Below are 15,022 nucleotides of genomic sequence, written 5' to 3' on the forward strand. Positions count from 1 at the left end.
TTGCTATCCCTTGCTATCGAACAGTGCAGTCGCGCCGCCATGAGCTTATCCGGAGGATCCTCCTATGCCCATGAGTGGCCTGGGCCACACCCGGCGCGCCATGCCCCTAAATAGGGATATACGCCTGCATAGTGTGGCCGCATGAGCGCCGAATCACTGGAACAGCCACGTCCGGACACCCCGGGCGGGGGCCACGGCAGCCCCGTGGACGGCGCCCCCGACCACACCCTCGTCACGACCGGAGTGATCGCCGTGCTGGCCGTCGTCGCCTGGGCGGCCCTCGGCGGGGACTCCTTCGACACCGCGTCGAGCACCGCGCTGGGTTGGGTCCTGAACAACTTCGCCTGGCTGTTCGTGATCGCCGCCGACGTCTTCCTCGTCATGTGCGTCGTCCTGGCGATCAGCCGCTTCGGCCGGATCCGCCTCGGCGCGGACGACTCCGAGCCCGAGTTCACCAACCTGTCGTGGATCGCGATGATGTTCAGCGCCGGCATGGGCATCGGCCTGATGTTCTACGGGGTGGGGGAGCCGCTCACCCACTACCTGGCCCCGCCGCCCGCCTCCGGGGCGGCCCCCCGCACGGGCGCGGCCGCCCTCGCGGCCATGGAGTACTCCTTCTTCCACTGGACCCTCACCCCGTGGGCCATCTACGGCATCGCCGGTCTCGCCCTCGCCTACGCGACCTTCCGCAAGGGCCGCGGCAACCGCCTCAGCTCCGCCTTCGTCCCCCTGATCGGCCGGGAACGCGCCGACGGCGGGCCCGGCCGGGCCATCGACCTGCTCGCCGTCTTCGCCACCGTCTTCGGCACCGCCACCAGCCTCGGCCTCGGCGCGCTCCAGGTGTCCGAAGGCCTCAGCATCACCACCGGGATCGAGGACTCCACCACCGTCGAGCTGGTCATCATCTGCTCGCTCTCGGCGGCCTTCGTGGTCTCCGCCTTCTCCGGCCTGCACAAGGGCGTGAAATGGCTGAGCACCGGCAACATCGTGCTCGCCGCCGTCCTGATGGTCTTCGTCTTCCTGCTCGGCCCCACCGTCTACATCCTCGACGTCGTCCCCGCGAGCGTCGGCGGCTACCTGAGCGAGCTGCTGCCCATGGCCAGCCGGACCGGGGCCTTCACCGACAGTGCCTGGCTGGGCGCGTGGACGATCTTCTACTGGGCGTGGTGGCTGTCCTGGGCGCCCTTCGTCGGCACCTTCATCGCCCGTATCTCGCGGGGCCGCACCATCCGCGAGTTCCTCATCGGCGTCCTGCTCGTGCCCAGCGGGGCCACCGTCGTCTGGTTCTGCGTCATGGGCGGTACCGCCATCCGCCTCGACTCCACCGGCGCAGTCGAGTTCGCGGCCGAACTCAAGGAGGGCACCGAGGCCTCGCTCTTCGCGATGCTGGACGCGCTGCCGCTGTCCACGCTCACCTCGTGGCTCGCCATGATCCTCGTCATGACGTACTTCGTGACCAGCGCCGACTCCGCCTCCCTCGTCATGGGCTCCCTCACCAGCCGCGGCTCCCTCCACCCGCCCACCTGGCTCGTCGTCACCTGGGGCGTGCTGATGGCCGCGGTGGCCGCCGTGCTCCTGCTCGCGGGCGGCCTGAAGTCCCTGCAGACCGCCACCATCCTGGTCGCGCTGCCCTTCGTCGTCGTGATGCTGCTGCTCTGCTGGGCCCTGTTCAAGGAGCTCCGCGAGGACCCCGGCGCGGGGCCCGCCCGCCACCATCCCCTGCACGGCATGCGCGACGCCGTCCGGGCCATGCTCGGCGACGCGGTCACCGAACAGGGGCGGGCGGACGGCCGGCGGCCCCCTGGATAGGGTGGCCGGGTGACCACCACGGATGACTACGCCACGTACATCGCGAGCCTGCCCCGGGTGCTGGCCGGCGCCGCCGCCCTCTACCGGGACGCCGAGGGCCGGGTCCTGCTCGTCGAGCCCAACTACCGTGAGGGCTGGGCCCTGCCGGGCGGCACCATCGAGTCGGACCAGGGCGAGTCGCCGCGTACCGCAGCGCGCCGGGAGAGCGCCGAGGAGATCGGCATCGACCTCCCGCTCGGCCGCCTGCTCGCCGTGGACTGGACGATCGGCCCCGACCGCCCGCCGCTCGTCGCCTACCTCTACGACGGGGGCGTGCTCGACGAGGCCCAGTTCGCCTCGATCAGGCTCCAGGAGGAGGAACTGATCTCGTGGCGGCTGGTCGACCCCGCCGAACTCACCGCCTACCTGCCCGGATCGCTCGGGCGGCGCGCCGAAGAGGCCTGCCGGGTCCTCCGGTCGGGCGAGGGCACCGCGGAACTGGAGAACGGCCGGCCCCCGGCCACCCCGTAACAGCCGGCTCACTTCGACCAGGACAGAATCAAAAGATGATCACGATGTACGCCTGGCCCAGCACGGCCGACGGGCCGGACGCCCTGCCCATGGTCCACTTCACCACGGACGAGCAGGCCGGTGGCGAGGTCACCCCCGACGGGACACCGGTGTGGCTCTTCGACACCGCGATACGCGAGGGCGGCTGGTCCCGGTTCGACGACTTCGAGGGCTGGTCCACCCCCGCCTCCCGGTGGCGGGCCCTCTACCGCCGTGAGGACGACTTCCTCGCCGTCACCGGCCCCGGCGCCTGCGAAGGCTGGTACGAGGGCACGCTCGGCGCCGACGCCGACTGGGTGGCGGCGGCCGCCACCCAGCAGAGCGTGGTGCTGCTCGCCGCCCCCGTGCAGCACCCCTCGCTCTACGGCTACGCCGTGGAGGCCGGCGCCGCCTTCGCCCTGCTCGTCCCCCTGCTCGTGGTCTGACCCCGGGTCAGGCCAGCAGCTTGGCCTTGGCGCGGTCGAACTCCTCCTGGGTGATGTCGCCCTTGTCCTTGAGGGCGGAGAGCTTGTGCAGCTCGTCCGCCGAACCGCCGCCGGGGGCCGCCGCCTGCTGGACGTAGCTCTTGAAGGCCGCCTCGTTCTCCTGCATCTGCTTCATCTCCCGCTCGGTCATGCTCTTCCCCCGCGCGATGAGGTACACGAACACGCCGAGGAACGGCAGGATCAGCACGAAGATCAGCCAGCCCGCCTTGCCCCAGCCGCCCAGGGTGTGGTCACGGAAGATGTCCGTGATGATCTTGAAGAGCAGGAAGAACCACATGATCCAGAGGAACAGCCACAGCATCGTCCAGAAGAGGTTCAGAAGCGGATAGTCGTCCATGCCCGGCTCCGATCGTGTAGCGGTATCTCTTTCATACAGGTGCTCCTGTATGTCCGCATTCGGAGCGGTATGTCGCCGACTCCTTGGAGTGACTTCGGCCCCGCCAACGCTGCGGCGAACCCACCGGAGGCCACCCGGATGCTTGCCTGGGGGACCGGGCCGCACACCGAGGCCACAGCCGACCACCCCTCAGGAGCACCCCCGCATGGCCGCACCCCAGGAACCGGACGGCGCCGAGGTCGAAGCCTTCATGGAGAAGGCACTCGGCGACCTGAGCGGGGCCATGGCCACGGCCCTGTGCGCTCTCGGCGACCGGCTCGGCCTGTTCAAGGCCCTCGCCGAAGGCGGCCCGGCCCGCAGCCACGACCTCGCGGACCGGCTGGACCTGAACGAACGCTATGTCCGCGAATGGCTGCGCGGCCTCACGGCCGCCGGCTACCTCGCCGAACCAGAACCGGGCACCTTCGCCCTGCCGCCCGCGCACGCCCCCGCGCTCGCCGACGAAGCCGGACCGATGTTCCTCGGCGGCGTCCACCAGATGCTCCCCGGCCTCTGGCAGCCCTACGAACAACTCGTCGAGGCCTTCCGCACGGGCGGCGGCGTACGACAGGCCGCCTACCCGCCCGCCGTGTTCGACGGCATGAGCCGTTTCACCGGCAGCTGGTTCGAGAGCGTCATGATCGACGACTGGCTCTCCACCTTCCCGCACGTCATCGGCAAACTCGAACGTGGCAGCCACGTCGCCGACGTCGGCTGCGGCGCGGGCCGGGCCCTGATCGTGCTCGCCAAGGCCTTCCCGCGCTCACGCTTCACCGGCTTCGACGTCTTCCCCGCACAGGTCGAACGCGCCCGCGCCAACGCCGAACGGGCTGGAGTCGCCGACCGGGTCGCCTTCCGCACCCTCGACGTCACCCAGGGCCTTCCCGACCGCTACGACATCGTCACCACCTTCGACGTCATCCACGACGCGGCGGACCCGCGGGGCCTGCTGGCCGCCATCAGGTCCGCCGTCAAGGACAACGGCGACTACCTCATGCTGGAGGTCAACTCCCGCGACCGCCCCGAGGACAACGTGGGCCCGGCCGCCTCGCTCATGTACGGATTCAGCGTCTTCTACTGCATGACCACGTCCCTCGCCGACGACGGCGCCGCCCTCGGCACCTGCGGCCTGCCCGAGACGACCGTCCGAGCCCTGTGCGCCGAAGCCGGCTTCGGCGAGGTCACCCGTTCCCCCACCGAAGACCCCTTCAACGTCCTCTACGACGTCAGGCCCTGACCGGCCTCGAACGCCAGCAGCCGCACCTTGCGCTCGACCCCGCCGCCGTAGCCGGTCATGCTGCCGGAAGCACCGATCACCCGGTGGCACGGCACGATGATCCCGACCGGGTTCTTCCCGTTCGCCAGACCCACCGCGCGCGAGGCGTTGGGCTTGCCCAGCCTCGCCGCGAGCTCCCCGTACGACCACGTCTCGCCGTACGGGATCCGCACGAGCTGGTCCCAGACACTGCGCTGGAACTCCGTGCCCTCCAGCCGCAGCGGAAGGTCGAAAGCGGTCAACTCCCCCGCGAAATAGGCGGCCAGCTGGCGCGCCACTTCGCCGAACGGCTCCTCCGTGGCCGCCACCCGCTCCCCGAAGGACTCCTCGGCCGGCCGATGCCGCTGCCCGGCCATGTACAGACCGCTCAGGACGCCGCCCACGGCCACCAGGGTGAGCGGACCGTACGGGCTGTCGACGACGGTGTGCTGCTTGCTGCTGTTCACGGTGGTTCGCATGACTGCTGCTCCTCAGACGGGCAGGTGGTTGATGGGGTGGGAGTCCGTGGCCCACAGGTACTGGACGGCGTACGCGCGCCACGGCCGCCAGCCGGCGGCCCGCGCCGTCAGCGCGGAGGGGGTGGACGGCAGACCGAGCCCCTGCGCCGCGCGCCGGACACCCAGATCGGACGGCAGGAACGCGTCCGGGTCGCCCAGCGCCCGCATCGCGATCACCTCCGTCGTCCACGGACCGAAACCGGGCAGCGCCGAGAGCTGGGCACGGGCCGCGTCCCAGTCGCTGTCGAAGCCGAGCGGCAGCGAACCGTCGGCCAGCGCCGAGACCAGGGTGGTGAGCGTGGCCCGCCGGCTGCGCGGCAGGGCCAGCGACTCCGGATCCAGCCCGGCCAGGGCCTGCGGGGAGGGGAAGAGGTGGGTCAGCCCGCCCATCGGGTCCTCGACGCGCTCGCCGTACGCCGTGACCAGCCGGGCGGCGTGCGTGCGGGCCGCCGCCGTGGACACCTGCTGTCCCAGTACGGCCCGTACGGCGAACTCCGCCGCGTCGACCGTACGGGGAACCCGGCGGCCGGGAGCCTTGTCTACCAGCGGCGCCAGCAGGGGGTCGGAGCGCAGCTGCTCGTCGACGGCCTCGGGGTCGGCGTCGAGGTCGAGCATCCAGCGGCAGCGGCTGATGGCGATGGTCAGGTCGCGCAGATCGGTGAGGGCGAGGCGGCAGCCGATGTGGTCGGGCTGCGGGGTGAGGGCGACGACACCGGCGCCGTGGGGGAGGCGCAGGGTGCGGCGGTAGGCGCCGTCGCGCCACTCCTCGACCCCGGGGACGGCGGTCGCGGCGAGGTGCCCGAAGAGGTTGTCGGGGTTCAGGGGCGTGCGGAACGGCAGCCGCAGACTGATCGTCCCCGGGATCCGGGGAGGGGTGTCCTTCCTCCGGCCGGCCTTCACGGACCGCTCCCGCAGCTCGCTGGGGGAGAGGGCGAAGACCTCGCGGACGGTGTCGTTGAAGGTCCGGATGGAGGAGAAGCCGGCCGCGAAGGCGATGTCGCCCATCGGCAGCTCGGAGGTCTCGATGAGCAGCCGGGCCGTCTGCGCGCGCTGGGCCCTGGCCAGGGCGAGGGGGCCGGCGCCGAGCTCGGCGCCCAGCTGGCGCTCCACCTGACGGGTGGAGTAGCCGAGGCGGGCGGCCAGGCCGGGGACGCCCTCGCGGTCGACGACGCCGTCCCGGATCAGCCGCATCGCACGTGCGACGGCGTCGGCGCGGGCGTTCCACTCGGGGGAACCGGGGCTGGTGTCGGGCCGGCACCGCTTGCACGCGCGGAACCCGGCCTGCTGGCAGGCGGCGGCGCTGGGCAGGAAGGTCATGTTCTCGACCTTCGGGGGCACGGCGGGGCAGCTGGGCCGGCAGTAGATCCGGGTGGTCAGGACTGCGGTGAAGAACCAGCCGTCGAAGCGGGCGTCCTTCGACTGCACGGCCCTTACGCAACGCTCGGTGTCGGTGTGCATGGCTCCAGGATCCGGGGCGTGATCGCCGGCAGCTGGCGGTTTTCCGACATCAAGGCTAGCGGTGGCCGGGGGGGAGCGGGGTCGGTGGTGGGGGCGGGGCCGTGGCCGGTGGCGGGGCGGGGGCCGTCCGGGGTAGGCATGATTTATGGCCCCTGGACCGATCCGGAAAGTACTCGGCGGTGAGGGCCACAAATCACGTTTGACACCCCGGACGACCCCCGCCCCACCACCGACCCCGTCCCCGCCCGGGCCCGGTCTCGACAGCCGACCCCAGAGGCGCAACGGGCCTGAGGTGCAGGGGCCCGTCTCGGGGGCAGTGCGCGGACCCGGGGCGGGCGACGGGGGCTTGCGGTGTCCGCCCCGGAGCCTGGGAGGGACGGGCGGACGGTGACCTGAGGGGGCGGTGGTGGGGTGGGGAGTGTCCGGGGTGTCAAACGTGATTTGTGGCCCTTGCTGCCGAGTTCTGTGCGGTCCCGCTCGGGGGCCATAAATCATGCCTACCCCGGACACTCCCCACCCCGCCGCCGCCCCCGGCCCAGCCCCGCCACCGCCCAGCCCCGCCACCGCCCCCGGACACGCAGGAGGCCCCGGATGCCTGTGGCATCCGGGGCCTCCTCGAACCTGCCGAGCTAGCGCAGCGACGTCGCTCGGGCCTCGCGGCGGTTGTGCCGGAAGGTGTTCGCCCTCCGCGTCGTCGCGAACAGCGGGATCGTCGCCGCCATCGCGATCTGCAGGGCGCAACCGGTCTGGAGCAGCAGCTGGCCGCCCGGGGCGTCGAACGCCCAGGCCGCCAGGAGCCCCATCGCGCTGATGATCCAGCAGAGCATCGCCACCGCGAGGACACCCCGCGGCTTGGGGTACTCGACCCGGCTCACCATCAGCCAGGCCACCCCGATGATCGCCAGCAGCGTCGGGATGAACGGCAGCTCCAGCAGGACGATCGAGACGACCGTCAGCGCGCCGAAGGGGCTCGGCATGCCCTGGAACATGCCGTCCTTCATCGTCACGCAGCTGAATCTCGCGAGCCGGAGCACCACGGCGAGCAGCACCACGATCGCGGCCAGTGCCGACATCTTCTGGTCCGCGTCGACGGCGACCATGCCGTAGACGAGGACGAAGTAGGCCGGTGCCAGGCCGAAGCTGATCAGGTCGGACAGGTTGTCCAGCTCGGCGCCCATCGGAGAGCTGCGCAGCTTGCGGGCCACGATGCCGTCGAAGAGGTCGAAGACCGCTGCGAGCAGCATCAGTATCACGGCCGTGGCGGCGCTGTTGCGGGCCATGCCCGTCTCGCCGCTCCCGGTGAGGTGCGGGATGAGGATTCCGGTGGTGGTGAAGTACACCGCCATGAATCCGCACGTGGCGTTGCCGAGGGTGAGGGTGTCCGCTATCGACAGCCGCAGCGAGAGCGGCATGTCGTCCTCGGCGGACTCCTCCTCGGTGGACTCGGGCACCCAGCCGGTGGCCGGAGTCTCAGGGTCAGTCACGGTCAATTCGTGTCACCCCCGCGGTGGTGGCCTGACCGACCTCGACCGCGACCTCGACGCCCTCCGGGAGGTAGATGTCGACGCGGGAGCCGAAGCGGATCAGACCGATGCGTTCGCCCTGCTCCACCTTGGTGCCGGCCGGCAGGTACGGGACGATGCGCCGGGCGACGGCGCCGGCGATCTGCACCATCTCGATGTCGCCGAGCTCGGTGTCGAAGTGCCAGACAACGCGCTCGTTGTTCTCGCTCTCCTTGTTGAAGGCCGGGACGAATCCGCCGGGGACGTGCTCCACGGACGTCACCGTGCCCGCGAGGGGCGCGCGGTTGACGTGGACGTTGAGCGGGCTCATGAAGATCGCGACCCGGGTCCGTCCGTCCTTCCACGGCATGATGCTCTGCACCACACCGTCGGCGGGCGAGATGACACGGCCCTGAGCGATCTCACGCTCGGGGTCGCGGAAGAACCACAGCATGCCCGCGGCGAGCGCGGTTGCGGGCACGGCCGCGGCGGCCCAGCGCCCGGACTTGCGGGCCCGGGTGAGGCTGAGCGCCGCGGTGGCGACGGTCGGCAGAAGCCACGGCGATGCTCCGCGGGCGAGACGTACGCCGAGTCGGCTGTCGCGGGGTGCAGAGGTTTGGCTGTGGGGCATGGATGACCTTCGTAGCGGGTGATTGCCGCGCCGCAAACAGGGGGACGGGACGGCGGCTTTACTGGAATGCTATCGGTTGCGCGCAACAACTGGGCAAGCCAGAAGCCGAGTCGATGGCCGTCGGCCAGTGACTGGTAGTGACCTTGTTGCGACGGACCCAGGGTGAATCCGCCGCAAAAGGGACTTTCAGCCCTGGAGTCGGTACTCCTCGAGCAGGCGTCGCCCGATGATCATTTTCTGGATCTCGGCGGTACCTTCACCGATGAGCAGCATCGGAGCCTCGCGGTAGAGGCGCTCGATCTCGTACTCCTTCGAGAATCCGTATCCACCGTGGATGCGGAAGGCGTCCTCGACCACCTCCTTGCAGTACTCGGAGGCGAGGTACTTCGCCATCCCTGCTTCGAGGTCGTTTCGTTCCCCGGAGTCCTTTTTGCGTGCTGCGTTCACCATCATCGCATGAGCGGCTTCGACCTTGGTAGCCATCTCGGCCAGCTTGAACTGGATGGCCTGGTGTTCGGCGATCGCCTTGCCGAAAGTGTGACGTTGCTGGGCATACGAGACGCCCAGTTCGAAAGCACGCTGAGCGACACCGCAGCCACGCGCCGCCACGTTGACGCGGCCGACCTCGACGCCGTCCATCATTTGGTAAAACCCTCGGCCGGTCTGGCCGCCGAGGACGCGATTGGCCGGAATGCGCAGTCCGTCCATGATGAGCTCGGTCGTGTCGACGCCCTTGTAGCCCATCTTGTCGATCTTGCCGGGGATGGTCAGGCCGGGACGGACCTCACCGAAGCCGGGCTCCTTCTCGACGAGGAAGGTCGTCATCGACTTGTGGGGCGCCGTGCCCTCGGGGTGTCCTTCGTCACTCCGGACGAGAACGGCCACCAGGGTGGAGCTGCCGCCGTTCGTCAGCCACATCTTCTGGCCGTTCAGGACGTACTCGTCGCCGTCCTTCACCGCCTTGGACGTGATGGCCGACACGTCGGAGCCGAGCGCCGGCTCGGACATCGAGAACGCGCCGCGCACCTCGCCCAGCGCCATGCGGGGGAGGAAGTAGTCCTTCTGCTCCTGCGTGCCGTGCTGCTTGAGCATGTACGCCACGATGAAGTGCGTGTTGATGATGCCCGAGACGGACATCCAGCCCCGCGCGATCTCCTCGACGCACAGGGCGTAGGTGAGGAGCGACTCACCCAGGCCGCCGTACTCCTCCGGGATCATCAGCCCGAAGAGGCCGAGCTCCTTGAGACCGTCGACGATCGCCTGCGGGTACTCGTCGCGGTGCTCCAGCTCGGTGGCGACCGGGATGATCTCCTTGTCGACGAACTCGCGGACGGTCTTGAGGATCTCCCGCTGGACGTCGGTCAGCCCGGCGGTCTGGGCGAGTCGGGCCATGGCTACTTCTCCTGGGTCTTCAGCTGGGGGCGGCCGGGCTGCTCGCCGCCGCGCTCCTTGATGTACGTCTCGGTCGGGACCATCACCTTGCGCCGGAAGACGCAGACGAGGGTGCCGTCCTGCTTGTAGCCCTTGGTCTCGACGTAGACGATGCCGCGGTCGTTCTTCGACTTCGACGGGGTCTTGTCGAGGACCGTGGTCTCGCCGTAGATCGTGTCGCCGTGGAAGGTCGGCGCCACGTGCCGCAGGGACTCGATCTCCAGGTTGGCGATGGCCTTCCCGGAGACGTCCGGCACGGACATGCCGAGCAGCAGCGAGTAGATGTAGTTGCCCACGACCACGTTCTTGCCGAAGTCGGTGGTGTTCTCGGCGTAGTTCGCGTCCATGTGGAGCGGGTGGTGGTTCATGGTCAGGAGACAGAAGAGGTGGTCGTCGTACTCCGTGACCGTCTTCCCGGGCCAGTGCTTGTAGACCGCCCCGACCTCGAACTCCTCGTACGTGCGTCCGAACTGCATGGCGCTCAGGCCTCCGCCTTCTTCTCGGTCGAGGGGTGTTCGAACTTGGTGGTGCGCTCCATGCCGGCGGCCCGGCCCTTGCCCGCGATGACCAGGGCCATCTTGCGGCTGGCCTCGTCGATCATCTCGTCGCCGAGCATCGCGGAGCCCTTCTTGCCGCCGGCCTCCGAGGTGCACCAGTCGTAGGCGTCGAGGATCAGCTCGGCGTGGTCGTAGTCCTCCTGGGAGGGGGAGAAGACCTCGTTGGCCGCGTCGACCTGGCCGGGGTGCAGGACCCACTTGCCGTCGAAGCCCAGCGCGGCGGCCCGGCCGGCCACCTCGCGGTAGGCGTCCACGTCGCGGATCTGGAGGAAGGGGCCGTCGATGGCCTGGAGGTTGTGCGTGCGGGCCGCCATCAGGATCCGCATCAGGATGTAGTGGTAGGCGTCCGCCGGGTAGCCGGGCGGCTGCATGCCCACGACCAGCGACTTCATGTTGATGGAGGCCATGAAGTCGGCCGGGCCGAAGATGATGGTCTCCAGCCGGGGGGAGGCGGCGGCGATCTCGTCGACGTTCACCAGGCCCTTGGCGTTCTCGATCTGCGCCTCGATGCCGATCTTGCCGACCTCGAAGCCCATGGTCTTCTCGATCTGGGTCAGGAGGAGGTCGAGGGCGACGACCTGCTGGGCGTCCTGGACCTTCGGCAGCATGATGCAGTCGAGGTTCTGGCCGGCGCCCTCGACGACCGTGATGACGTCGCGGTAGGTCCAGTGGGTGGTCCAGTCGTTGACGCGCACGACGCGGGTCTTGCCGGTCCAGTCGCCGTTGTTCAGCGCGTCCACGATGGTGTGGCGGGCGCCTTCCTTGGCGAGCGGGGCGCAGGCGTCCTCCAGGTCCAGGAAGACCTGGTCGGCCGGCAGGCCCTGGGCCTTCTCCAGGAACCGCGGGTTCGAGCCGGGCACCGCGAGGCAGGAGCGACGCGGGCGAAGGCGGTTCACCGGGTGGACTGGCGTGGTCATGCGGGGACCTCCGTGCTTGCAACGAGTGCGTTGTCTGTGTCGAGGGGAGCGAGCTTGTTGGCCTTGCGGATCTCGTCGACGATACGGCCGATGATCTCCGTGATGCCGAAGTCCTTCGGCGTGAAGACCGCGGCGACACCCGCGGCCCTGAGCGCGACGGCGTCGGCGTTCGGAATGATGCCTCCGACGATGACGGGGATGTCACCCGCCCCCGCCGTGCGCAGCCGCTCCAGGACGTCCGGGACGAGGGCGCTGTGCGATCCGGACAGGATGGACAGTCCCACGCAGTGCACGTCCTCGGCCAGCGCGGCGGAGGAGATCTCCTCGGGCGTCAGCCTGATGCCCTGGTAGACCACCTCGAATCCGGCGTCGCGGGCGCGGACGGCGATCTGCTCGGCGCCGTTGGAGTGCCCGTCCAGGCCGGGCTTGCCCACCAGCAGGCGCAGCCGGCCGGAGCCGAGCTCGTCGGCGGTGCGGGCCACCTTCTCGCGGACCTCGTGCATGGGGGTGCCCGGTTCGGCGGCGACGGCGACCGGGGCCGAGGAGACCCCGGTCGGGGCGCGGAACTCGCCGAACACCTCGCGCAGTGCGCCCGCCCATTCGCCGGTGGTGACACCGGCCCGGGCGCACTCCAGGGTGGCCTCCATCAGGTTCTCGGTGCCCGCCGCGGCCTCCTTCAGGCGCTCCAGCGCCTGCTGGGTGGTGGGGAAGACGAACGGGTCGCCGTTGCCCTGGCGGTCCGAGGACTCCTGGCGCTCGGCGCGCCAGCGGCCGATCCGCTCGACGGTGAAGGCCTCCGTTGCCGGGTCGACCGTCATGATCGCGCCGTCCAGGTCGGCCGTGAGCGGGTTCTCCTCGGTCTGCTCGAAGCAGTTGACACCGACGATCTTGTCCTCGCCGGCCTCGATCCGCGCCCGCCGTTCGGCGTGCGAGGAGACCAGCTCGCCCTTCAGGTAACCGGACTCGACGGCGGCCATGGCGCCGCCCATCTCCTGGATCCGGTCGATCTCGGCCAGGCAGTCGGCGACCAGGGAGTCGACTTTGGCCTCGATGACGTGGGATCCGGCGAAGATGTCGTCGTACTCCAGCAGGTCGCTCTCGTGGGCGAGGACCTGCTGGATGCGCAGTGACCACTGCTGGTCCCAGGGCCGGGGCAGGCCCAGCGCCTCGTTCCAGGCGGGCAGCTGCACCGCGCGGGCGCGGGCGTCCTTGGAGAGGGTGACCGCGAGCATCTCCAGCACGATGCGCTGGACGTTGTTCTCGGGCTGCGCCTCGGTGAGTCCCAGGGAGTTGACCTGGACGCCGTAACGGAAGCGGCGCTGCTTCGCGTTCTCGATGCCGTAGCGCTCCTTGGTGACCTTGTCCCAGATGCGGCCGAAGGCACGCATCTTGCACATCTCCTCGATGAAGCGGACGCCCGCGTTCACGAAGAAGGAGATACGGGCGACCACCTCGCCGAAGCGCTCCTCGGGAACCTGCCCCGAGTCGCGCACCGAGTCGAGGACGGCGATCGCCGTGGACATCGCGTACGAGATCTCCTGGACCGGGGTGGCCCCGGCCTCCTGCAGGTGGTAGCTGCAGATGTTGATCGGGTTCCACTTCGGGATGTGGTTGACCGTGTACGCAATCATGTCGGTCGTCAGCCGCAGGGACGGCCCCGGCGGGAAGACGTGCGTCCCGCGCGAGAGGTACTCCTTGACGATGTCGTTCTGGGTGGTGCCCTGGAGCTGGGAGATGTCCGCGCCCTGCTCCTCGGCGGCCACCTGGTAGAGCGCCAGCAGCCACATGGCGGTGGCGTTGATCGTCATCGAGGTGTTCATCTGCTCCAGGGGTATGTCCTGGAACAGCCGCCGCATGTCGCCCAGATGGGAGACCGGGACCCCGACCCGGCCCACCTCGCCGCGGGCGAGGATGTGGTCGGGGTCGTAGCCGGTCTGCGTCGGCAGGTCGAACGCGACCGACAGGCCGGTCTGGCCCTTGGCGAGGTTGCGGCGGTACAGCTCGTTGGACGCCTCGGCCGTGGAGTGGCCGGCGTACGTCCGCATGAGCCACGGACGGTCCTTCTGGCGCTCTGTCATCTCAGGCTGTCCCTTAGGCCTTTGAACGGACTCAGACGTTGCGGAAGCGGTTGATGGCGTCGAGGTGCTTGGCGCGCATCTCGTGGTCGCGGACGCCCAGGCCCTCCTCGGGGGCGAGCGCGAGGACGCCGACCTTGCCCTGGTGGAGGTTGCGGTGCACGTCGTAGGCGGCCTGGCCGGTCTCCTCCAGGGAGTAGACCTTCGACAGGGTGGGGTGGATCTTGCCCTTGGCGATCAGGCGGTTGGCCTCCCACGCTTCGCGGTAGTTGGCGAAGTGCGAGCCGACGATCCGCTTCAGCGACATCCACAGGTAGCGGTTGTCGTACTGGTGCATGTAGCCCGAGGTCGAGGCGCAGGTGGTGATGGTGCCGCCCTTGCGGGTGACGTAAACGCTCGCGCCGAAGGTCTCGCGGCCGGGGTGTTCGAAGACGATGTCGATGTCCTCGCCGCCGGTCAGCTCGCGGATCTTCGCGCCGAAGCGCTTCCACTCGCGCGGGTCCTGGGTGTTCTCGTCCTTCCAGAACTTGTAGCCCTCGGCGTTGCGGTCGATGACCGCGGTGGCGCCCATGGACCGGCAGATGTCGGCCTTCTCCGGGGAGGAGACGACGCAGATCGGGTTGGCGCCGCCGGCCAGGGCGAACTGGGTGGCGTACGAGCCGAGACCGCCGCTGGCGCCCCAGATCAGGACGTTGTCGCCCTGCTTCATGCCGGCGCCGTTGTTGGAGACCAGCTGGCGGTAGGCGGTGGAGTTGACCAGGCCGGGGGAGGCGGCCTCCTCCCAGCTGAGGTGGCCGGGCTTCGGCATCAGCTGGTTGGACTTGACGAGCGCGATCTCGGCGAGGCCGCCGAAGTTGGTCTCGAAGCCCCAGATGCGCTGCTCGGGGTCGAGCATCGTGTCGTTGTGGCCGTCGGAGGACTCCAGCTCGACGGAGAGGCAGTGCGCGACGACCTCGTCGCCCGGGTTCCAGGCGTTGACGCCGGGGCCGGTGCGCAGGACGACGCCCGCGAGGTCGGAGCCGATGACGTGGTACGGGAGGTCGTGGCGCTTGGTGAGCTCCGACAGGCGCCCGTAGCGCTCCAGGAAGCTGAACGTGGAGACGGGCTCGAAGATCGAGGTCCACACCGAGTTGTAGTTGACCGAGGAGGCCATGACGGCCACCAGGGCCTCGCCCGGGCCCAGCTCGGGGAGCGGGACGTGGTCGAGGTGCAGGGACTTGCGCGGGTCCTTCTCGCGCGTGGTGAGTCCGGCGAACATCTCCGCCTCGTCCTTGTGCACGGTGATCGCGCGGTAGGAGTCGGGCAGCGGCAGGTTCGCGAAGTCTGCGGCGGTGGCGGACTGCGACTGAATCGCGTCCAGGATGTCCTTCACGGTGAGCCTCCGGCTAGCGCTGATGAGGGTGCGCTGAGGTGAACGGGTGCGTGGAGCGGGTGCGGTGTGCCGTCGGTCCGGCTGTGC

At 69.7% G+C, this 15,022-nt stretch carries 14 protein-coding genes; 4 read left to right on the top strand and 10 right to left on the bottom strand.

The genetic code is table 11. The annotated features are described in order from the left end of the window. Positions 1-141 precede the first annotated feature (141 nt). Genes AAT21_RS28805 through AAT21_RS28815 form a run of 3 tightly spaced genes read left to right on the top strand, consistent with a single transcriptional unit; the run spans position 142 to position 2,783 of the window. Positions 142-1,809, top strand: a complete 1,668-nt coding sequence (locus AAT21_RS28805) for a BCCT family transporter (protein ID WP_046779875.1) — start codon at positions 142-144, stop codon at positions 1,807-1,809. 9 nt (positions 1,810-1,818) lie between these two features. Next, positions 1,819-2,319, top strand: coding sequence for an NUDIX domain-containing protein (locus AAT21_RS28810; protein ID WP_046779876.1), 501 nt, complete (start codon positions 1,819-1,821; stop codon positions 2,317-2,319). Between the two features lie 35 nt (positions 2,320-2,354). Then, positions 2,355-2,783, top strand: coding sequence for a hypothetical protein (locus tag AAT21_RS28815; RefSeq protein ID WP_046779877.1), 429 nt, complete (start codon positions 2,355-2,357; stop codon positions 2,781-2,783). A gap of 7 nt (positions 2,784-2,790) precedes the next feature. Here AAT21_RS28815 and AAT21_RS28820 read toward each other — a convergent pair whose 3' ends face one another. After that, positions 2,791-3,180 carry an SHOCT domain-containing protein gene (locus AAT21_RS28820; protein ID WP_046779878.1) on the bottom strand — a complete coding sequence of 130 codons (390 nt, stop codon included), beginning with the start codon at positions 3,178-3,180 and terminating at the stop codon, positions 2,791-2,793. A 205-nt stretch (positions 3,181-3,385) separates the two neighbouring features. Between AAT21_RS28820 and AAT21_RS28825 the strand changes: the two genes are divergently transcribed. Then, positions 3,386-4,456, top strand: coding sequence for a class I SAM-dependent methyltransferase (locus AAT21_RS28825; RefSeq protein ID WP_046779879.1), 1,071 nt, complete (start codon positions 3,386-3,388; stop codon positions 4,454-4,456). On the opposite strand, the gene AAT21_RS28830 is transcribed toward AAT21_RS28825, so the two are convergent. The 9 genes from AAT21_RS28830 to ccrA all read right to left on the bottom strand — a co-directional run bounded on the left by AAT21_RS28830 (position 4,438) and on the right by ccrA (position 14,935). Next, positions 4,438-4,953 (bottom strand): methylated-DNA--[protein]-cysteine S-methyltransferase, encoded by a 516-nt coding sequence (locus AAT21_RS28830; protein WP_046779880.1) that lies wholly within the window; start codon positions 4,951-4,953, stop codon positions 4,438-4,440. The genes AAT21_RS28825 and AAT21_RS28830 overlap by 19 nt on opposite strands. Positions 4,954-4,965: 12 nt before the next feature. Further along, positions 4,966-6,450 carry a DNA-3-methyladenine glycosylase 2 family protein gene (locus tag AAT21_RS28835; RefSeq protein WP_046779881.1) on the bottom strand — a complete coding sequence of 495 codons (1,485 nt, stop codon included), beginning with the start codon at positions 6,448-6,450 and terminating at the stop codon, positions 4,966-4,968. 629 nt (positions 6,451-7,079) lie between these two features. Beyond that, positions 7,080-7,862, bottom strand: a complete 783-nt coding sequence (gene pssA / locus AAT21_RS28840) for a CDP-diacylglycerol--serine O-phosphatidyltransferase (RefSeq protein WP_220818446.1) — start codon at positions 7,860-7,862, stop codon at positions 7,080-7,082. Positions 7,863-7,926: 64 nt separating this feature from the next. Next, positions 7,927-8,583, bottom strand: coding sequence for a phosphatidylserine decarboxylase (locus AAT21_RS28845; protein ID WP_046779883.1), 657 nt, complete (start codon positions 8,581-8,583; stop codon positions 7,927-7,929). Positions 8,584-8,769: 186 nt separating this feature from the next. Beyond that, positions 8,770-9,975, bottom strand: a complete 1,206-nt coding sequence (locus AAT21_RS28850) for an acyl-CoA dehydrogenase family protein (RefSeq protein ID WP_046779884.1) — start codon at positions 9,973-9,975, stop codon at positions 8,770-8,772. 2 nt (positions 9,976-9,977) lie between these two features. Further along, positions 9,978-10,490 carry a MaoC family dehydratase gene (locus tag AAT21_RS28855; protein WP_030027414.1) on the bottom strand — a complete coding sequence of 171 codons (513 nt, stop codon included), beginning with the start codon at positions 10,488-10,490 and terminating at the stop codon, positions 9,978-9,980. A gap of 5 nt (positions 10,491-10,495) precedes the next feature. Then, the gene (locus tag AAT21_RS28860) at positions 10,496-11,488 is read right to left on the bottom strand and encodes an HpcH/HpaI aldolase/citrate lyase family protein (protein WP_046779885.1); all 993 of its coding nucleotides are present in this window, start codon (positions 11,486-11,488) and stop codon (positions 10,496-10,498) included. Beyond that, complete coding sequence (locus tag AAT21_RS28865) at positions 11,485-13,566, bottom strand: protein meaA (protein WP_046779886.1); 2,082 nt, start codon at positions 13,564-13,566, stop codon at positions 11,485-11,487. Before AAT21_RS28865 ends, AAT21_RS28860 begins: the two co-directional genes overlap by 4 nt. A 31-nt stretch (positions 13,567-13,597) precedes the next feature. Next, the gene (ccrA, locus tag AAT21_RS28870; RefSeq protein ID WP_046779887.1) at positions 13,598-14,935 is read right to left on the bottom strand and encodes a crotonyl-CoA carboxylase/reductase; all 1,338 of its coding nucleotides are present in this window, start codon (positions 14,933-14,935) and stop codon (positions 13,598-13,600) included. Between the last annotated feature and the right edge of the window lie 87 nt (positions 14,936-15,022).

The sequence above is a fragment of the Streptomyces yangpuensis genome (assembly GCF_001005295.1).
GTDB classification, from domain to species: Bacteria; Actinomycetota; Actinomycetes; order Streptomycetales; family Streptomycetaceae; genus Streptomyces; species Streptomyces yangpuensis.

What these genes read in the sequence shown, in the direction of transcription:
- AAT21_RS28805 (WP_046779875.1), top strand. Translation starts at nt 142, where the DNA reads ATGAGCGCCGAATCACTGGAACAGCCACGTCCGGACACCCCGGGCGGG.
- AAT21_RS28815 (WP_046779877.1), top strand. Translation starts at nt 2,355, where the DNA reads ATGATCACGATGTACGCCTGGCCCAGCACGGCCGACGGGCCGGACGCC.
- AAT21_RS28820 (WP_046779878.1), bottom strand. Translation starts at nt 3,180, where the DNA reads ATGGACGACTATCCGCTTCTGAACCTCTTCTGGACGATGCTGTGGCTG.
- AAT21_RS28825 (WP_046779879.1), top strand. Translation starts at nt 3,386, where the DNA reads ATGGCCGCACCCCAGGAACCGGACGGCGCCGAGGTCGAAGCCTTCATG.
- AAT21_RS28830 (WP_046779880.1), bottom strand. Translation starts at nt 4,953, where the DNA reads ATGCGAACCACCGTGAACAGCAGCAAGCAGCACACCGTCGTCGACAGC.
- AAT21_RS28835 (WP_046779881.1), bottom strand. Translation starts at nt 6,450, where the DNA reads ATGCACACCGACACCGAGCGTTGCGTAAGGGCCGTGCAGTCGAAGGAC.
- pssA (WP_220818446.1), bottom strand. Translation starts at nt 7,862, where the DNA reads ATGCCGCTCTCGCTGCGGCTGTCGATAGCGGACACCCTCACCCTCGGC.
- AAT21_RS28845 (WP_046779883.1), bottom strand. Translation starts at nt 8,583, where the DNA reads ATGCCCCACAGCCAAACCTCTGCACCCCGCGACAGCCGACTCGGCGTA.
- AAT21_RS28850 (WP_046779884.1), bottom strand. Translation starts at nt 9,975, where the DNA reads ATGGCCCGACTCGCCCAGACCGCCGGGCTGACCGACGTCCAGCGGGAG.
- AAT21_RS28855 (WP_030027414.1), bottom strand. Translation starts at nt 10,490, where the DNA reads ATGCAGTTCGGACGCACGTACGAGGAGTTCGAGGTCGGGGCGGTCTAC.
- AAT21_RS28860 (WP_046779885.1), bottom strand. Translation starts at nt 11,488, where the DNA reads ATGACCACGCCAGTCCACCCGGTGAACCGCCTTCGCCCGCGTCGCTCC.
- AAT21_RS28865 (WP_046779886.1), bottom strand. Translation starts at nt 13,566, where the DNA reads ATGACAGAGCGCCAGAAGGACCGTCCGTGGCTCATGCGGACGTACGCC.